The following is a 16967-nucleotide window of genomic DNA, read 5'->3' as shown; positions in this document are numbered from 1 at the left end:
GTACGTTTACCTGACGAGCCAGCAGCACGTGCTCACGGGTCTGTGGCATCGGGCCATCAGCTGCAGATACCACCAGAATACCGCCATCCATCTGGGCAGCACCGGTGATCATGTTCTTTACGTAGTCAGCATGGCCCGGGCAGTCAACGTGTGCGTAGTGACGCGCATCGGTCTCATACTCAACGTGAGCAGTCGCGATCGTAATACCGCGCTCGCGCTCTTCAGGAGCACCGTCGATATCGCCGTAGTCTTTGAAGCTCGCCTGTCCTTTCAGCGACAGAACCTTGGTGATTGCAGCAGTCAACGTGGTCTTGCCATGGTCAACGTGACCGATGGTACCGATGTTTACGTGCGGCTTGGTACGCTCAAACTTTCCCTTTGCCATCTTCTTTCTCCATAGTCATATACATTCAAGGTGACCAATTGCATCACCAAAATCTGGAGCCCAGAGCGGGAATTGAACCCGCGACCTCATCCTTACCAAGGATGTGCTCTACCCCTGAGCTACCTGGGCCAGCTCACCTGCTATATGCAGATGGAGCGGGTGGCGGGAATCGAACCCGCGTCATCAGCTTGGAAGGCTGAGGTGCTACCATTGTACCACACCCGCACAACCGAAAGATATGGGGATATCTTCAGCCTGAATGGTGGAGAGGGCTGGATTCGAACCAACGTAGGCTGAGCCAGCAGATTTACAGTCTGCCCCCTTTAGCCACTCGGGAACCTCTCCTTATTTCACACCCGACTTCAGTTTACACAAAAGCAGGGCGCGCGATACTGCATCGTTCAACTTACCTGTCAAGCCATCCATCTCACCAGAGGTAAAATGGAGCCGGTGAGAGGACTCGAACCCCCGACCAGCTGATTACAAATCAGCTGCTCTACCAACTGAGCTACACCGGCGAAGGCGGCGCATCTTACCCAGCCCGAAACAAAACACAAGCACTAATTTCAAAACATCTTTTCAATACAAGGGATGTGATAGCCGGACTTATGCCTGCCTGCTCAATGCCGGCGCTCCGCCTGTAAGAAATCAGGTTCATGGCGGAAGTCCGGGAACCAGTGCCCGTAAAGATGAACTGATGCTGATTTTTTGCCAGGAATAAATCACATCTCCTTAAGGAGAGCGGAATGCTCTGCATTTAGTAGAGTCGTCCTGTGGCTTTAAATGCATCTTATCGCATACAGGGGGTTAAAAACTTTCTTCAGCCATATTTCCCGCCAATGCACGATGAACGGAAAATGAGCCACACCTTTTTTTACTTTTCGTTCCAATAACTCAAGCGCAGAAATTCCATATACCCTTATTAATAAATACTCACCCCTGCGATCTATTCGGAGCGATGTCGGCCATAGTGACTGCGCAACGCATGGGCAACCACATCAGGTACAAGCTCTGCGACATCCCCTCCCATACTGGATATCTCGCGAATAAACCTCGATGACACAAACGTATAGTCTTCCCGTGCCATCACAAAAACTGTTTCGATAGACTCATCCAGCCTTCGGTTCATGGTTGCCATCTGGAACTCATATTCAAAATCGGATGCCGCGCGCAACCCCCTCAAAATTGCTGTCGCTTTCTGCTGGTGAACCAAATCAACCAGCAGGCCAGAAAACCTTACAGCCTCTACACCGGATTCCTCCGCAAAGGTATCTCTCACCATCGCCAGCCGGGTATCCACATCAAACATCGGGCCCTTACCCGGATTTTCTGCCACACCAATGACAATACGATCAAACAGCTTCATACCACGACGAACAACATCGACATGACCGAGTGTGATCGGATCAAACGTTCCCGGATATATTGCAGTGCGAATCATTTTACCTCCCGGATATGTACAGCTTTGTGTTCGGTCAATCAGCACCCCTGGCCCACAAACCGTTCTCACTGATGATTGCAGAAATGTTTTCATAAGGCGTCACATCAAACGCGGGGTTGTTCACCCTCACCCGTTCCGTCGCGACTCTTATATGTCGATGACAACGCTTTTGATCCATGCCATCCATCACAGTGACCTCATCACCATGCCGGTCTTCTATCGGGATATCGGCTCCCTTGCTGCACATGCGATCAAACGTTGAGGATGGGGCCGCAATATACATGGGTATTCCGTGTGCTTTTGCCGCCAGCGACAGGGCATACGTCCCCACCTTGTTGGCCACATCTCCATTCGCTGCAACCCGGTCAGCACCGACCACGACACAATCCACTTTACCCTGGGCCATCATCCACGCAGCGGCACTATCCGCCTGCAGGGCACAGGCTATCCCCTCCTCCATCAGCTCCCATGCGGTCAGTCGCGCCCCCTGTAATCGCGGCCTTGTCTCATCCACCCATACAAATGGTGACTCCCCGGCCCTGGCCAGATGATAGATACCGGATGTAGCCGTACCCCAGTCGACTGCGGCCAGCCAACCCGCGTTACAGTGCGTCAGAATGCGACGCTCACCGACAGCCAGCAGCTCGGCAAGGTGCTCTCCCATCCTGCAGTTTGCCGCCACTTCCTCATCACCGTAATAGACAGCCCGCTCGATCATGACCTCAGACGAGGGCTCTCCAATCGCCAGCCCCTCCATCACATCACAGGCGTGAAACAGATTCACAGCCGTCGGACGCGTTCTTCTGAATCGCTGCAGCCAGTAGTCGAAAAATCGCCCCCGATCGACCTGCCATGCCAGAGCCAACCCCAGCGCTGCGACCGCCCCGATACTTGGCGCCCCTCGCACCTGCATGGTTTCAATTGCCTGTGCAACATCTTCCGGATTACGACTGCCAACAATAGTAAAGGTATGTGGCAACAACCGTTGTTCAATCCACCGAACAGCTTGTGTCGATGTATCCCAGAAAACAGCCCGGTATTCATCCTGCCCTATGCGCATATCAGAAATGCTAGCTGCGAAGCTTTTTCAGAACCGCATCAAGCTCTGACGGTTGCTTATACTTGATGCGCAGCTCACCTGCTCCGTTCTTCTTGCATGCCAATGCAACTTGCAATCCGATTCTCCGGGTCAACTCCTCCTGCAGAGCAGTCACATCTGCATGAGGTTCTTTTGCCACTCCGGGCACCACCTCTTTTGTCGCTCGCTTTGCCTCGCGCTCCATCTGCCTTGCACTTAATCCCTGCTCGATACATTGCAACGCCAGTTTTTCTGCAACATCTACCGGCAAGCCAACCAGAGGTCGGGCCTGGCCCATGGTCATCTCCTTGCGATCGATCATCGTTTTGATGGTATCTGACAACTGCAGTAGACGGATAAGATTGCTCACCTGCACGCGAGAGACACCGATCTTTTCTGCTACCTGCTGCTGAGTGCAACCGAACTCATCAATCATCCGTTTATAGGCACGCCCGGATTCAATCGCGCTCAAATCATCGCGCTGCTCATTTTCAATAATGGCAAGTTCAAGTGCCTCGAGATCTCCAACCTCACGTACCACGGCAGGGATCTCAACAAGACCGGCCGCCTGTGATGCACGCCAGCGACGCTCACCGGCAATCAACTCATAGCCATCGCCATCCGGACGCAAGAGGATCGGCATCAACACGCCTTCCCTCCGGATCGACTCTGTCAATGAGGACAACTCCTGCTCGGAGAACCGTGTTCTTGGCTGGTAGCTGTTTGGCCTGATTTTAGTGATTGGAATCTGAGTCGACTGACTCATGACCTCCGGGGTAGGCTTATCTCCCAGCAACGCACTTAAACCCCGACCTAACCCCCTGTTTTTCACAGCGACCATAATACCTCCTCCTTATATTGCGCTACGCTGCATAAATTCCTGCGCCACAGCCAAATATGCCTGTGAGCCTTTCGAGCGAACATCGTGATACATTACCGGTACACCAAAGCTTGGCGCCTCTGACAACCGCACGTTCCTTGGAACCGTACTGGTATACACCTGCGAGCCAAAGTATGAGCGAACATCATCCTCTACCTGGGCCGACAACCGGTTCCTTCTATCCACCATCGTAAGCAGAATTCCTTCCATGGTTAAACCGGAATTCAACATTTGCTGAATACGCCGAATCGAGTCCATCAGCTGAGTCAACCCTTCCATGGCATAAAACTCTGTTTGCAGAGTGACCAGTACACGGTCTGATGCACTCAATGCATTCACTGTCAGCAGACTGAGTGCCGGAGGACAATCGATAAACACATAGTCAAACGGCTCCCCCTTATATGCTGAAAATGCCTGCTGCAGGCGAAGCTCTCTCGCCATTTCCGTCACCAGCTCAATCTCTGCACCCGCAAGGTCCATGTTGGCCGGCAACAGTGAGAGTCGCTCACACTCCGTCTCTACAATCCCCTGCTCCAGCGGGCTTTCGCCCATCAACACATCATAGGTACCACACCTGACGCGTGACTGCTGCAGGCCGAGGCCCGAGGTTGAGTTACCCTGAGGATCAAGGTCCACTAACAACACCCGTTTATCCAGTGCAGCCAACGATGCTGCCAGGTTGATACTGGTTGTTGTTTTTCCCACGCCACCTTTCTGATTCGCAATAGCGGTTACAGGGCCCAACCTGTTATGTTTCACGTGAAACCTCCGGACAATATCGGTAGCAACGTATTAGCTGCACTGTACCGTGTACATCTACTTCTTTCTGATCAACACATGACCAGTCATCCATCTCCACCTGTTCACTGCTTAAGGGAACCGGCAAAACCGCAACGGCAGAATCATTCGCATGGCGACTGCACATTTTCAGCAGCAACCGCTCATCTGCAACGGCACGGGCAACACAAATGTCCACCTTTAGCGATGCAACCGCATTCACATCCACATCGTGAACTTCGGCATCAAGCTTCAAGGTGCGAACAAGATGCCTCAAAAATTCAGCACGCTTTTTCCTTCGCTCGACAAGCACGCCGTGCAATCCCTCACGGGCAATCACCAACGGCACCCCGGGGATTCCCATGCCGCTGCCAATATCGAGCACCCTCCCCTCCTGAGGAATCCAGTTCAGCAATTCAAGCGAGGGAAGAATAAACTTCTGTTTAAACTCAGCCTCATCCTTAATGGATGTGAGGTTCAGGGCCTTGCGAAACTTGAGCACCTCTCGCACATAACCATCAAAACGGGTATCACTCATGACAGCGTCCTCAGATGCATCATCAACCCGGTCAGCGCTGCCGGTGTCACCCCGGACAATCTCGATGCCTGTCCAAGCGTAGCTGGTCGGGCAGATTGAAGCCTTTGACTGCACTCAATACTGATACCCGCAATGCGAGAGTAATCGATCGTCTCAGGAATAATCTGTGCCTCCATTTTTTTGAATCGATCCACATCCTGATGCTGCTTATCAATGTAACCACTGTAGTGCAAAAGAGCCTTGATCGACTCAAGGTCGCGCACATTCAGCGCACCGGCACCATCAAGTAATCCAACAGCCTGATCCACATTCACATCTTCACGATGACAGTATGATGAAAACAACATCGACTGGGTCGGCACAGGAAGCCGCAGTTCAGCAAGGCGTGACCGCCATTCAGCACCTGTGCCTATTTGCATCGCTCCGGCAGAAGCAAACACCTCCCCCACCCTGTCGCGCCTTGCTTCAAATCGCTGCCGCCGCAACTCGCTATACAGCCCCAGCTCAATCGCATGATTGCCAAGGCGAAGATCCGCATTATCCTCACGAAGCTGTAACCTGAACTCTGCACGGGAAGTAAACATCCTGTATGGCTCGGTCACCCCCTTTGTCACCAGATCATCAATCATGACCCCCATGTATGCCTGCGAACGATCAGGCACCCAGTGCGGCAACTCGAGCGCAGCCGACGCGGCGTTGATGCCCGCGATCAATCCCTGCGCAGCAGCCTCTTCATAGCCGGTTGTTCCATTAATCTGACCTGCATGGAACAGAGCTTTGATCTTTTTCGTTTCCAGCGAGGAGGTCAGCTCCTGTGGAGAGATGTAATCGTATTCCACCGCGTAACCAGGTCGAATCAGATTAACCTTTTCTAGCCCGGGTATGGAGCGCACAAAGGCCCACTGCACATCTATCGGCAATGATGTCGAAATTCCATTCGGGTAGACCTCATTATGATCTCCACCTTCCGGCTCGAGAAAAATTTGATGACTACTCTTGTCCGCAAACCGTACAACCTTATCTTCAATGCTTGGACAGTAACGCGGGCCAACACCTTCGATCTTTCCGGAGTACATCGGAGACCTTGAAAGATTTTCAAGAATTATCTCATGTGTTCTCTCTGTCGTGCGGGTGATTGCACAGGGAATCTGCTCCTGCTTCACATGATCGTGCATCAGAGAAAATGGCTGAACATCTGTTTCACCTGGCTGCATCGGCAGCTGATCCCATGCAATGGTCTTCTTATCCAGTCTTGGGGGAGTGCCGGTTTTAAGGCGTCCAACCTTAAGCTCTCTGCGATATAACTCATCGGTAAGACCCATGACAGGTGCATCCCCTGCCCTGCCGGCCGGCATGGAGCGATCCCCGACATGAATCACACCACCGAGAAAGGTACCTGTCGTTAACACAACAGATGAGCACTCATGCTTTACGCCGAGCTCATCGACCACACCAACAACCCGATCACCATCGAACATCAATTCAGAGACTGAGCCCTGATGAAGGTGAATGCGCGGATGACCATCAAGCATGCTCCGCATGTATATATGATAGAGCCTGCGATCACACTGCGTACGGGTAGCCCGAACGGCTGGCCCCTTTCTTCGGTTGAGTACACGATATTGCAGTGCAGACTGATCCGCCGCTACCCCCATCAACCCGCCAAGCGCATCCACCTCATGCACCAGATGCCCTTTGCCAATTCCACCGATGGCGGGGTTACAGGACATCTTGGCAATCGTATCAAGATTCTGGGTGATAAGGCGTACCGTCGCCCCTCGATTAGCTGCCGCCCAGGCGGCCTCACAGCCGGCATGACCAGCGCCAATTACAATCACATCTATAAAATCAGGGTGTTTCACGTGAAACAATTCCTCCATGTCAGATGCGGGAGGTTAGAGAGTGATGGATACATGATCAAACAAAACAGAAAAAATTTATCAAATCTGTGTCAATTCAAGGAAAACAATCCATGAGAAATCCATACGAAAAGCACAGCAAGGGAGCTGGAATACGACCGTTCAGGTTCCGTACGCGCATAGGCAAGCATGCAAGTGCGGAACGGCTGTAACAATCAAATCGCGCATTTGCCTGGAAAAATCCGGCAAAGCAATACCCCCACCCATGGCGAACATACATACAAAAAGGGAGCATCACGGGTAAGAGAGAACACCAAATGCATACAGCATGACAGAACAGCCGGGTGAATCAGAGACTGGTCACGAAAGATTTGAAGACGCAAACAATACAATAGCACCCCATCAGAAGATGAGAATAGCCGGAACCAGCGACTGGAAATTGATTACAGTCAGGTCGCTGGACACCGTGCATCAACATCACACTGACTACAAAATCAGATCATCCAGACAATGCTCATGCCTGAAACAAAGAGAACCACATGACCCAAAAAAACCGGAAACCGCAATACAGACCTTCAAGCCAGATGACCTGATACACTTATCCCCTGTGCAGGACGCAACACAGCCGAAACTGATCATGGAGTTGGGTACCACCCTCCCCCGCCGAAGCAAAGGGAGTGGTTATTTTTTAGAATTACAGCGAGCCAGGAGCCCCTTCACGAACACCCCGGCAAGCAAATATTCAGTCAGGTAGCTGAATACCTTACTGATACGACGCAAAATATATGCAGGGCGAATATGGTAGGTAAGCATGTTGTAGCGACTCACAGCAACTTTCGATCGATCAGCCTCAGCAGCATCAACCTCAAGTACTTTCACATCAACACGCCGAAACAGCATATGAATGTCAGGGCTGGACTGATCTGTGAACTCTTTGACAAGCTCGAACCCGCATTTTTTAGCCAGCGCAACCAGCGTTGCTGGGGTGAAGTTATAAATATGAGCGTAATGAAAAAGTCGATTAAACGTCGCAAATGGTGCGGCCAGGTTAGGACACTCAACATAGAAGTAGCCACCCTGATTCAGTAATCCGTGGATATGATTCAGAGCCTTGGTAGGACTACAGAAATGCTCAATCACATGAATCAGGAGAACTGCATCATATGTAGGTTCAACAGGTAAATCATACAGATTCAGGTTATCCACAGAGGCATACAGCTGCCCGCGCGTAAAGGCATTGAAGTCCTTGTTAGGCTCAATACCACTGGCAGCAAAACCCTGAAATTCAAATGCTTTGACCGTACAACCAATCCCGGCGCCCACTTCGAAGACCCGGGCACCCTTGCCAAGATAAGGAAATAACACAGTAAGAATACGCTCACCATTTCTCCATGCGCGCATAATTCTACGAGAGGAAGGGGTCTGCTCGCCATGGTAATCCCGGCGATAGTGTTCAGCATAATACTCGGCTACCTCAGCCTCACTGGGCACAGGCATATGAGCGACAAGCCCGCAGCTCTGGCAAACACCGGTGTGTAACTCTTCACCTTTACGGTCACGATCACTTATCTCAACAAAGTCAGAGCCACCACAAAGATCGCATTGAGTTAAACGCTTCTGCACTTGACTGGTGTTCAAAATAGACCCCTGATCTTCCTGTTATAAGCTATAAAGGAGACATGATAAACAGAGGCATAATCCCGTCAAACAATAGTCAGTACACATATTAAGCCAACAGCATCTGAAGAGCGCAGGAATAGCCGGATATGTGTCACAACCGGATCACCAAACAGTGCATGGCAGAATAAAACAAACACATTGCCCCCTCCCCAGTCGGGTAAATGCCATCAGGAGGGGCTTGATCGCCGCTCTGAAAATCAATCCAGATGAAAACGTGGTGTTAAATCCAGGGAGCGCTGATGTGTCAGTGCTTCCGTGCGGGCCATGAACGGGCGCCAAAATCCGGCAGGATAGCCAGATTGGACGGACGGCTTTGCCGCCGCCCGGTGAGCTGCAGGATGCAGCGAGTCAAATAAAACGCGTAAGTGTTTGATTTGTAAGCAAAGACAAAACAACTCGGACATCATGCCCTCGCCCTGTGGGCGGCCGTTGGCCGTCCAATCGGCTTCCTGCCTTTTAGTCACGCTTTTGCCTTTACGGACTGATTTTTGCCAGGAGGGCAATCAATCAGCAGCTCCCTAGCCAAACTGGAACCACTGCACATACACATAATAAACGGGAAAAGAAAAAGGCAGCCCGTAATGGGCTGCCTTTTATGGTCGGACAAAAACTGATTACAGGGTATTGCGACGAGCCTCAAGCAGCTGGTGCATAATAGGAGAAAGAATCAGCTCCATAGCCAGAACCATCTTCGCAGCAGGTACAACGAGGGTGTTACGACGTGACATGAAAGAACCATTCAGCATCGCAAGCAGCCATGGGAAGTCGATTCCCCATTTTTCCGGCTTACGGATACGGATCACAACAAGGCTCTCGTCCGGAGTCGGTACATCACGTGCGATGAACGGGTTAGAAGTGTCCACCAGAGGTACACGCTGAATGTTGATATCGGTGTTAACAAACTGCGGAGTGATGAAATGGACATAGTCATGCATGCGGGAAAGGATGTTATCCACAACCGCTTCAGACGAATAGCCGCGCATCTCGGTATCACGATGGATCTTCTGAATCCATTCAAGGTTCACAACAGGAACAATACCAATCAGCAGGTCAACAAATGGACGAACCTCTTCAACACCACCATGCAGGCCCTCGTAGAACAGAAGGTCAGAGCCCTCACCAATCTCGCGCCAGTCGGTAAAACGACCCGCTTCAACGCCATAAACCTTCGCTTCTTCATCGTCATGAACGTAGGTACGTGCAAGACCACGACCGGTTCTGCGGTAAGAATCGAACAGCTCGGCAATCTTGCCAAAGAGGTTAGCTTCATCAGAGAAGTGACTCAGTCTCTTTCCGGCCGCCTCGAACTCCTTCGCTTTCTGACGGAATTCATATCGGTCATACTTATGAAAACAGTCGCCTTCAACAATAGCAGGAGTCACCTTCTCTCGCCTGAAAATATGCTCAAGTGCAATCTTCGCCGTACTGGTGCCTGCTCCGGACGAACCGGTAACAGAAATCACTGGATATTTTGCTGACATCTTATACTCCTAAACCCTAATAGTATCAGGCAGTTAAATCACACTTGAGACCTTAACCCGCCACATTCCCCTCAATAAATATACCCCGGAAGGTCGAGCATTATGAACCAACCGGCTACCCTTTTTCAAGAAAAAGGAATCGGCAACCTTTTCAGAAACATAGCCTCGTCATTTCCCTATACAAAATTCAGAAAATATACGATCGAGAATATGATCCACATCGCCGATACCCAGGATACTGCCCAGTAATGCCCAGGCACGACGCCATTGCATCGCAGTGACATCAAGCATCTCTTCATCGCTCAATGAGAGCAAACCCGACTCAATATATTCAAGAGCCTCTGTGAGGATCACACGATGCCGCTCGCGCGTCACCATCATTCCCTCATCACCCATCGCCATATCGCCAAGATAGGTTGCAAGCTTCGTTCGCAACGACTCGAGCCCGATACCGGCGGCGACACTGATCTGCAAATATTTCTCCGGTACATCGCCATGCTGAAGGTCTGTTTTGTTCATCAGAAAAATATCAGCGTGTACAGATTCATCCCATGTATGCGGACGTGTCGCATCCGCAACAAACAGCGTGACATCGGCATTGCTGGCTGTTTCCCGAGCCCTGCGAACCCCTTCCTGTTCAATCAGATCATCCGTTTCCCTCAACCCCGCAGTATCGACGAGACGAAGCGGAATACCATGCACCTCAAAATCAACCTCAAGGGTATCTCTTGTGGTCCCCTCAATGTGGCTGACGATCGCTCGATCCCGACCTGACAATGCATTTAACAGGCTCGATTTTCCGGCGTTCGGAGCACCGATAATCGCAACCGTCGCACCATGAAACAGACGCTCCCCCAGTGGCGCAGAGGCAAGCATGACCCTGACGGGTTCAACAACCTGCAAAAGCATCTTGTCGCGCAGGTCAGAAAAGTAGAGGTCGGGAATTTCTTCTTCCGGAAAATCAAGCGTCGCTTCTACATGGGCAACCAGCGAAGTCAGACGCACCATCAGCTCATTGATATGCCGTCCGAATGCTCCCTGAAGCTGGCGTTGCGCCTGCAGGCAGGCCCGGACTGTCGCAGCATCAATACAGGCAACCACGGCCTCAGCCTGGGACAAATCCATTTTGCCGTTTTCAACAGCCCTTCTGGTAAACTCACCGGGTTGAGCCGGTACGCAGCCAAGCTCAAACAGGCGGGCTAGAAGTGCATGCAGCAGCACTGTGCTGCCATGCCCCTGCAGCTCAACGACATCTTCCCCTGTGTATGAGGCCGGGCCCGGGAAGAAAAGTACAATCCCCTGATCGAGTACCTGACCGTTGCTGTCACGCCATACATCAAGCGTGGCCACCCTTGGTTCCGGGTTACATTTACGTGTCGACAGACTACTTATGACTGATATCGCATCCGGGCCCGAAATACGAATGATACCAACACCGCCACGCCCTGGAGGCGTGGCGATTGCGGCAATGGTTGATCCGGAAGGAACAGCCTTATTCGACATTCATCCGTTTCATCACGAGTTTCTGCTGCATGATTGACAGTGTGTTATTCACCACCCAATACAGCACCAGGCCAGCCGGGAAGAAGAGGAAGAGAATCGTAAATACAGGCGGAAGGAACTGCATGATTTTTGCCTGCATCGGATCAGGTGGCTGCGGATTCAGCTTCTGCTGAATATACATGGATGCACCCATCAACACCGGCAATACAAAATACGGATCCTGTACAGAAAGATCGTGAATCCAGCCAATAAATGGAGCCTGACGCATCTCAATCGACATCAGAAGAACCTTGTACAAGGCAAAAAACACAGGAATCTGAATCAGTATCGGCAGACATCCGCCAAGTGGATTCACCTTGTGCTTCTTATACAGTGACATCATTTCCTGACTCATCTTCTGACGATCATCACCATAAAGATCTTTCATACGAGTTAACTCAGGCTGAAGTTTGCGCATCGCAGCCATCGACTCATATGACTTCTGGGTTGGCCAGAAGAACAGAATTTTAATGCAAAGCACCAGCAGAATAATGCACCAGCCAAAGTTAGGCAGAAGCCCATACATCCAGAACAGGAAGGAGTGCATCGGCTTGGCTATGAATGCAAACCAGCCATAATCAACTGAGCGCTCCAGTCCCTCTCCCGCCTGCTGCAGCACGGCAATCGACTTTGGTCCAAGATACATTCTGGCATGAAAAACAGCATCACTGCCTTCCAGTTTGCCATCATCGATCAAACCAGCCTGATAGGAGCGACCATCGCCCTTGAAATAATATGGATAGTCCTGGTCCTTATTGGAAATAAGCGCCGCGATAAAATAGCGGTTCATAATGGCAGTCCAGCCACCGACAGCCGCCATACGTACCGATTCCTTATCCAGGTCATCGTAGTCAGGCTCGGTCAACTTACCGTCAAGCAGTGCTGTTGGACCCATATGCTCATAGAATGTATTGAGTTTCTTGTCAGGGTGACGCTCAACTACCTGGCGATAAATCTTCTGCCCGGCACCACCGATAATTTTATCTTCCACATCGACAATATAGGAGCCCTGAACAAGCGAAATGGTGCGCTGCCAGACCTGACCATTTTCAAGTTCGGCCTGCAGTACCATGGCATGAGCGGATTGATCGGTTACATGAAAAGGCTGCTTGATGCTCTGCCCCATCACACCCGAATTCACGTATACAGAGCGACCGTCGTCACTCATGCTCAACACTTTCTCATTGGCAGAATCAGATTCAATCGATTCACGGTAGTTTTTCAACACCGACTGAACAAACCAGCCCTTGCCGTCCATGGTCAGACTCATCAGATCATTACTGACGGTGAACTTTTTATCCGAAAAAAGTGAACTGGAGGACGGCGAAACCTGTTGTACAGCAGCATGATCCGGCGTAGAAGCCATCTCGGCCAGAGGAGGTTCTGCCCCTGAATCTTTCTGATTTGCATCAGCCGGTGACTGAACCACCTGTTGCACAGCCGCTTCCTGCTGTGGCTGTTGAGGAAAAAGCGCACTCCAGCCGAGCAGAACAACCATCGACAGCGCAAAGGCCAGAATAATATTCCGTTGTTCCATATAACTACTTCTCCTTGATCTGATTCAGTAATCGCCACTCAGGGTACAGGATCATATCCACCTTTCGCAAACGGGTGACACCGTAACAGTCGCTTCGCTCCAAGCCAAACACCACGAAAAAAACCATGCCTCTGAATTGCTTCAGAGGCATATTCTGAACAACTGGGTATGTGAATACATCGTGGAGGCAATAAAGGGGAAATAAATAGCTGATAGGCACGAATAAGTGCCAGTGAAACTTTACGCATGGCCTTTTTTTCCAGCGCCCTGTGATCCGATCATGGAAAGGGCGCTGGAAAATTCCTGCACGGCATTCTGCAACTGTTCAGCCTTACTGATAGGAATCAGCAAAAGATCTATCGCCAGCGTGTGGCAATCGCTTTGACGGAAAACCTCTCGAACCTGACGCTTCAAAAGATTTCTTTCCACGGCGTTGCCATACTTCCGCGAAACGGCCAGTCCCAAACGGGAGTAGCCCAGTCCGTTTTTTCGGTAAACCAGGCGTAAACCGCCATGGTTAAGCCGCCTTCCCTTGCGCATAGCTGAAAAATCAGCCTTGGAGAGCAAGCGAAACGACTTTGGAAACCGGTTGCTCAGACGCTGAGTCGCTTGCGACCCTTGGCACGACGACGGCTGAGTACAAGACGGCCTGCTTTGGTTGCCATACGCGCGCGGAAACCATGACGGCGGGCCCGGCGGATTCGGCTTGGCTTATAGGTAAAGCTCATGGTTTTAACTCCTGATACTTACAATTTCGCACATACAAAAATGGCCGCGCATGGTAATTGCCAGACGCTCAGTGTCAAGTAATCCGATGCTGTCACAAAAAGCATGCTGGATGATCACCTGTAACAGTGTACAATTCTGGCGATGACAATTTCGAATCAATCAGCCCTGTGGGACCGCATATCGAACAAGCTACAAGAGGAGGTTCCTGCCTCTCGCTTCGATGCGTGGATCAGCCCTGTTTTCGCCAGTGAAACAGAAAATACGCTTACATTGACTGTCGCCAGCCGCTTTTTCCTTGATGGGCTGAAAAACAGTTATGGTGCACGCATCGCCGCACTGGTCAACGAATTTGCCAGTGCGGATATCACCATATGCTATGCGGTCGATCAGACACTGACCGGCCAAAGTGATCGCAAAGATGATATACCTGCAGAACCCAAGGCATCGCTGGTCGACGGATTTATCGATCCCCGATTTACATTTGAAAACTTTGTAGTCGGTTCCGGTAACGAATTTTGTCATGCTGCATCGCTGGCTGTTGCTGAAAAGCCGGGAGAAATTTACAACCCGCTATACCTGTATGGCGGAGTTGGCCTGGGTAAAACCCACCTGATCAACGCTGTCGCCAACTCTCTTATCTCCCGAAATCACTATCGTATTGCCTATCGAACCGGTGAGCGCTTCACCAACGAACTGATTCAGGCCATCCGTAACGGCTCTACCGATCAGTTCCGCAACCAGTACCGCCAGGTCGACGTACTGATTATCGATGATATTCAGTTTATTGCCGGCAAGGACCGAACTCAGGAAGAGTTCTTTCATACATTCAACGCGCTGTATGAAGTAAAAAAACAGATTATTCTGACTTCGGATCGAAGCCCCCGTGATCTGGTCAATCTGATGGAGAGGTTGCGATCGCGCTTCAACTGGGGCCTTGTTGCAGATATTCAGCCGCCTGATCTGGAGACACGCCTTGCCATTCTTTCCAGCAAGGCCGAGCTCGCAGGTGTGCAACTTGATCGCGAGGTCGCAAACCTGCTGGCGTCACGCATCACCAACAACGTACGAGAGCTTGAAGGAGCCCTCACCCGTCTTACTGCCCACTCAACCCTGACAGGCCGCACCATTGATATTGCGTTTGCCCGTCATGTATTGCGGGACCTTCTCCATGAAGAGGTTAGAGCCATCTCTGTTGAAGATATTCAGAAGCAGGTTGCCGCATATTACAATATCAATGTACGGGAAATGGCTTCGGCAAAACGCAGCCGTACTGTGGCATTTCCACGCCACGTTGCCATGTATGCCAGTAAGGAACTGACAACACTGTCGCTACCTGAAATAGGCTCCCGCTTTGGCGGTAAAGATCATACGACCATCCTCTATGCTGTAAGAAAAATCGCAAAAATGCGCGAAGATGATGAGGATTTCGATGAAGAGATGAATCGTATCCTGGCTCAGTTGAAACGCTGATTCATTCAGCTGTTTGTCATTGTTTTTCTGACCGGGAGCGATTCATCCGGTGAATTGCCCTGGTCAGATCACCCAATCATGCTTGTAACACTCCAAACCGCCTCTGTTGGCAAATTTCGGGCGGATTCGTCCCTCACGCTGCGAGCCTCCGCCTCAGCATATAGACGTTGGCCAGGGCCATGAGCATGTTTACCTGTGACGCATTCCTGGCCAGGCCGCGATAACGGGTTTTATCGAAACCGAACTGGCGTTTGATCACCCTGAATATATGTTCGACGCGCGCCCGAACCGATGAGCGTTTGCGATTACGTTTGCGCTGGCGACCGGACAGCTGCTTTCCCGATCCTCGCCTGTCCTGCACACACCAGGGGATGCCCATATGTCGAGAGCCCCGTTTGTACTCCTCGCGGGTATAGCCTGCATCTGCAAACACCACCTCATCCTCAGCCCTCAGCAGCTTGGGAAGCTCATCGATGTGAGCCCGGTTGGCCGGAGTCAGCAAACACTTGCACACTTAAGGAAGCGCTGATGTGTCGGCGCTTCCGAGCGAGCCATGGACGGACGCACTGAAAGAATCAACGCTTCACGAAAGAAAGCTGTGAAATAACAGCCGTGCCAGCTGTGGATAACTTGAGTATAACCATCATCTCTGGCTGCCTGATCGGTCCGATATAAAGTTATCCACAGCCTGTCCACAGACTGGCATGGCTTGTATGCACAAGCTCACTATCAAATAAGTTGAACGATTACATTGAGATAGAAACCATCTCACACTATCCACATACTATATGATGACGATGATTTTTTAAAAACTAAAGAGATATACAGGTCATCGTTTGTTTGCGAAGAGCGATCTCGTCCCTCACGGTGTCAACGCACGGATTATGAACTTCTCCTGTCCATTCTTTTTACTAACTCGTTATATATTTCTTCCTGCATCATCAAAAGCAGAGTTGTCATGATTCTGACCCCCGGATTGATGACCTGCTATTTTGTCACTTACGCGCCAGATTGTGGCGAGCCGTCCATGGCCCGCTTGAAAGCGCCGACACATCAGTGCTTCCTTAAGCCGGATGATAAAACCGATACAGGCTGTACACGATAAACTCCGGTACTCATCTGTCAGTTCGGTTACAGCTGCAATCATACCACCGGTCAATATAGCTCATCTGCAAATTCACTTTTTTCATAACGGATATGACCAGCCAAACAGAATCGTAAGCGTTTGCTTGCATATCTGTGTCATCTTTTGCCATGAATCAAAGAAACAATCCGGTTGGATGATCGGTTAACTCGGGAGTCGTCAAAAGAGGACATGCAAAGGTCTCATGATGTCTGTTTATCCACCTCGATGGAAAAGCAGGATCCGGTGTATCTTTGAATCTGTGAAATGACATAGCGAATGGCTGTGGATGTTTTGAGTATAACTGCATGAGGCTCTGATTACAGTCGACAGATGAATAGTTATCCCCATCCTTTCCACAGATTCACTCAACCGCTGTGCACACCGGATAAAGCAGATAACATATGTTAAAACAAATGCTTCCGGGACTTCTAACACTGTTCACAT

15 protein-coding genes, 4 tRNA genes and 1 pseudogene are annotated in these 16967 nt (G+C 50.7%); 1 reads left to right on the top strand and 19 read right to left on the bottom strand.

The window, feature by feature from the left end; genetic code table 11:
- The 18 genes from FEF65_RS03560 to rpmH all read right to left on the bottom strand — a co-directional run.
- Nucleotides 1-385, bottom strand: a 385-nt coding sequence (locus FEF65_RS03560) for a GTP-binding protein (protein ID WP_238701152.1), incomplete at its 3' end; no start/stop codon positions are given.
- 54 nt (nt 386-439) lie between these two features.
- Nucleotides 440-514: transfer RNA gene (locus FEF65_RS03555), tRNA-Thr, on the bottom strand.
- 22 nt (nt 515-536) lie between these two features.
- A tRNA-Gly gene (locus tag FEF65_RS03550) sits at nt 537-610 on the bottom strand.
- 35 nt (nt 611-645) lie between these two features.
- Nucleotides 646-730 (bottom strand) — tRNA-Tyr (locus tag FEF65_RS03545).
- Between the two features lie 97 nt (nt 731-827).
- Nucleotides 828-903, bottom strand: a tRNA-Thr gene (locus FEF65_RS03540).
- A 428-nt stretch (nt 904-1331) separates the two neighbouring features.
- A complete protein-coding gene (gene coaD / locus FEF65_RS03535) occupies nt 1332-1826 on the bottom strand; it encodes a pantetheine-phosphate adenylyltransferase (RefSeq protein ID WP_138238395.1) in 495 nt (164 codons plus the stop codon).
- 34 nt (nt 1827-1860) lie between these two features.
- The gene (mtnA, locus tag FEF65_RS03530; RefSeq protein ID WP_138238394.1) at nt 1861-2886 is read right to left on the bottom strand and encodes an S-methyl-5-thioribose-1-phosphate isomerase; all 1026 of its coding nucleotides are present in this window, start codon (nt 2884-2886) and stop codon (nt 1861-1863) included.
- Nucleotides 2887-2896: 10 nt separating this feature from the next.
- Nucleotides 2897-3670, bottom strand: a complete 774-nt coding sequence (locus FEF65_RS03525; protein WP_238701151.1) for a ParB/RepB/Spo0J family partition protein — start codon at nt 3668-3670, stop codon at nt 2897-2899.
- Between the two features lie 87 nt (nt 3671-3757).
- Nucleotides 3758-4543 carry a ParA family protein gene (locus FEF65_RS03520; protein WP_138238392.1) on the bottom strand — a complete coding sequence of 262 codons (786 nt, stop codon included), beginning with the start codon at nt 4541-4543 and terminating at the stop codon, nt 3758-3760.
- Nucleotides 4533-5099, bottom strand: coding sequence for a 16S rRNA (guanine(527)-N(7))-methyltransferase RsmG (locus FEF65_RS03515; RefSeq protein WP_138238391.1), 567 nt, complete (start codon nt 5097-5099; stop codon nt 4533-4535). Before FEF65_RS03515 ends, FEF65_RS03520 begins: the two co-directional genes overlap by 11 nt.
- On the bottom strand, nt 5096-6970 hold the full coding sequence (mnmG, locus tag FEF65_RS03510; protein ID WP_138238424.1) for a tRNA uridine-5-carboxymethylaminomethyl(34) synthesis enzyme MnmG: 1875 nt from the start codon (nt 6968-6970) through the stop codon (nt 5096-5098). The genes FEF65_RS03515 and mnmG overlap by 4 nt, the downstream gene beginning before the upstream one ends.
- Before the next feature lie 669 nt (nt 6971-7639).
- Entirely contained in the window at nt 7640-8596 is a 957-nt protein-coding gene (locus FEF65_RS03505) for a class I SAM-dependent methyltransferase (RefSeq protein ID WP_202978218.1), read from the bottom strand.
- A 656-nt stretch (nt 8597-9252) separates the two neighbouring features.
- The gene (locus FEF65_RS03500) at nt 9253-10119 is read right to left on the bottom strand and encodes a phosphoribulokinase (protein WP_138238390.1); all 867 of its coding nucleotides are present in this window, start codon (nt 10117-10119) and stop codon (nt 9253-9255) included.
- 168 nt (nt 10120-10287) lie between these two features.
- On the bottom strand, nt 10288-11622 hold the full coding sequence (gene mnmE / locus FEF65_RS03495; protein WP_138238389.1) for a tRNA uridine-5-carboxymethylaminomethyl(34) synthesis GTPase MnmE: 1335 nt from the start codon (nt 11620-11622) through the stop codon (nt 10288-10290).
- Nucleotides 11612-13198: a membrane protein insertase YidC gene (gene yidC, locus FEF65_RS03490; protein ID WP_138238388.1), complete on the bottom strand. Its 1587-nt coding sequence runs from the start codon at nt 13196-13198 to the stop codon at nt 11612-11614. Before yidC ends, mnmE begins: the two co-directional genes overlap by 11 nt.
- Before the next feature lie 38 nt (nt 13199-13236).
- Nucleotides 13237-13446 carry a membrane protein insertion efficiency factor YidD gene (gene yidD / locus FEF65_RS03485; protein WP_170304409.1) on the bottom strand — a complete coding sequence of 70 codons (210 nt, stop codon included), beginning with the start codon at nt 13444-13446 and terminating at the stop codon, nt 13237-13239.
- Nucleotides 13439-13738, bottom strand: coding sequence for a ribonuclease P protein component (rnpA, locus tag FEF65_RS03480; protein ID WP_138238387.1), 300 nt, complete (start codon nt 13736-13738; stop codon nt 13439-13441). The genes yidD and rnpA overlap by 8 nt, the downstream gene beginning before the upstream one ends.
- 53 nt (nt 13739-13791) lie before the next feature.
- Nucleotides 13792-13926: a 50S ribosomal protein L34 gene (gene rpmH / locus FEF65_RS03475; RefSeq protein ID WP_138238386.1), complete on the bottom strand. Its 135-nt coding sequence runs from the start codon at nt 13924-13926 to the stop codon at nt 13792-13794.
- A gap of 142 nt (nt 13927-14068) precedes the next feature.
- Between rpmH and dnaA the strand changes: the two genes are divergently transcribed.
- Entirely contained in the window at nt 14069-15397 is a 1329-nt protein-coding gene (gene dnaA / locus FEF65_RS03470; protein WP_138238385.1) for a chromosomal replication initiator protein DnaA, read from the top strand.
- A gap of 133 nt (nt 15398-15530) precedes the next feature.
- On the opposite strand, the pseudogene FEF65_RS03465 reads toward dnaA, so the two are convergent.
- Nucleotides 15531-15893: pseudogene (locus FEF65_RS03465) on the bottom strand (transposase); the annotation flags it as partial.
- Nucleotides 15894-16967: the final 1074 nt, after the last annotated feature.

Origin of the sequence: Mariprofundus erugo (assembly GCF_005818865.1) — a bacterium.
In the GTDB taxonomy this organism is placed as follows: Bacteria; Pseudomonadota; Zetaproteobacteria; order Mariprofundales; family Mariprofundaceae; genus Mariprofundus; species Mariprofundus erugo.
The sequence above is the reverse complement of the archived record's forward strand: the minus strand, read 5'-3'. Positions and strand labels throughout refer to the sequence as shown.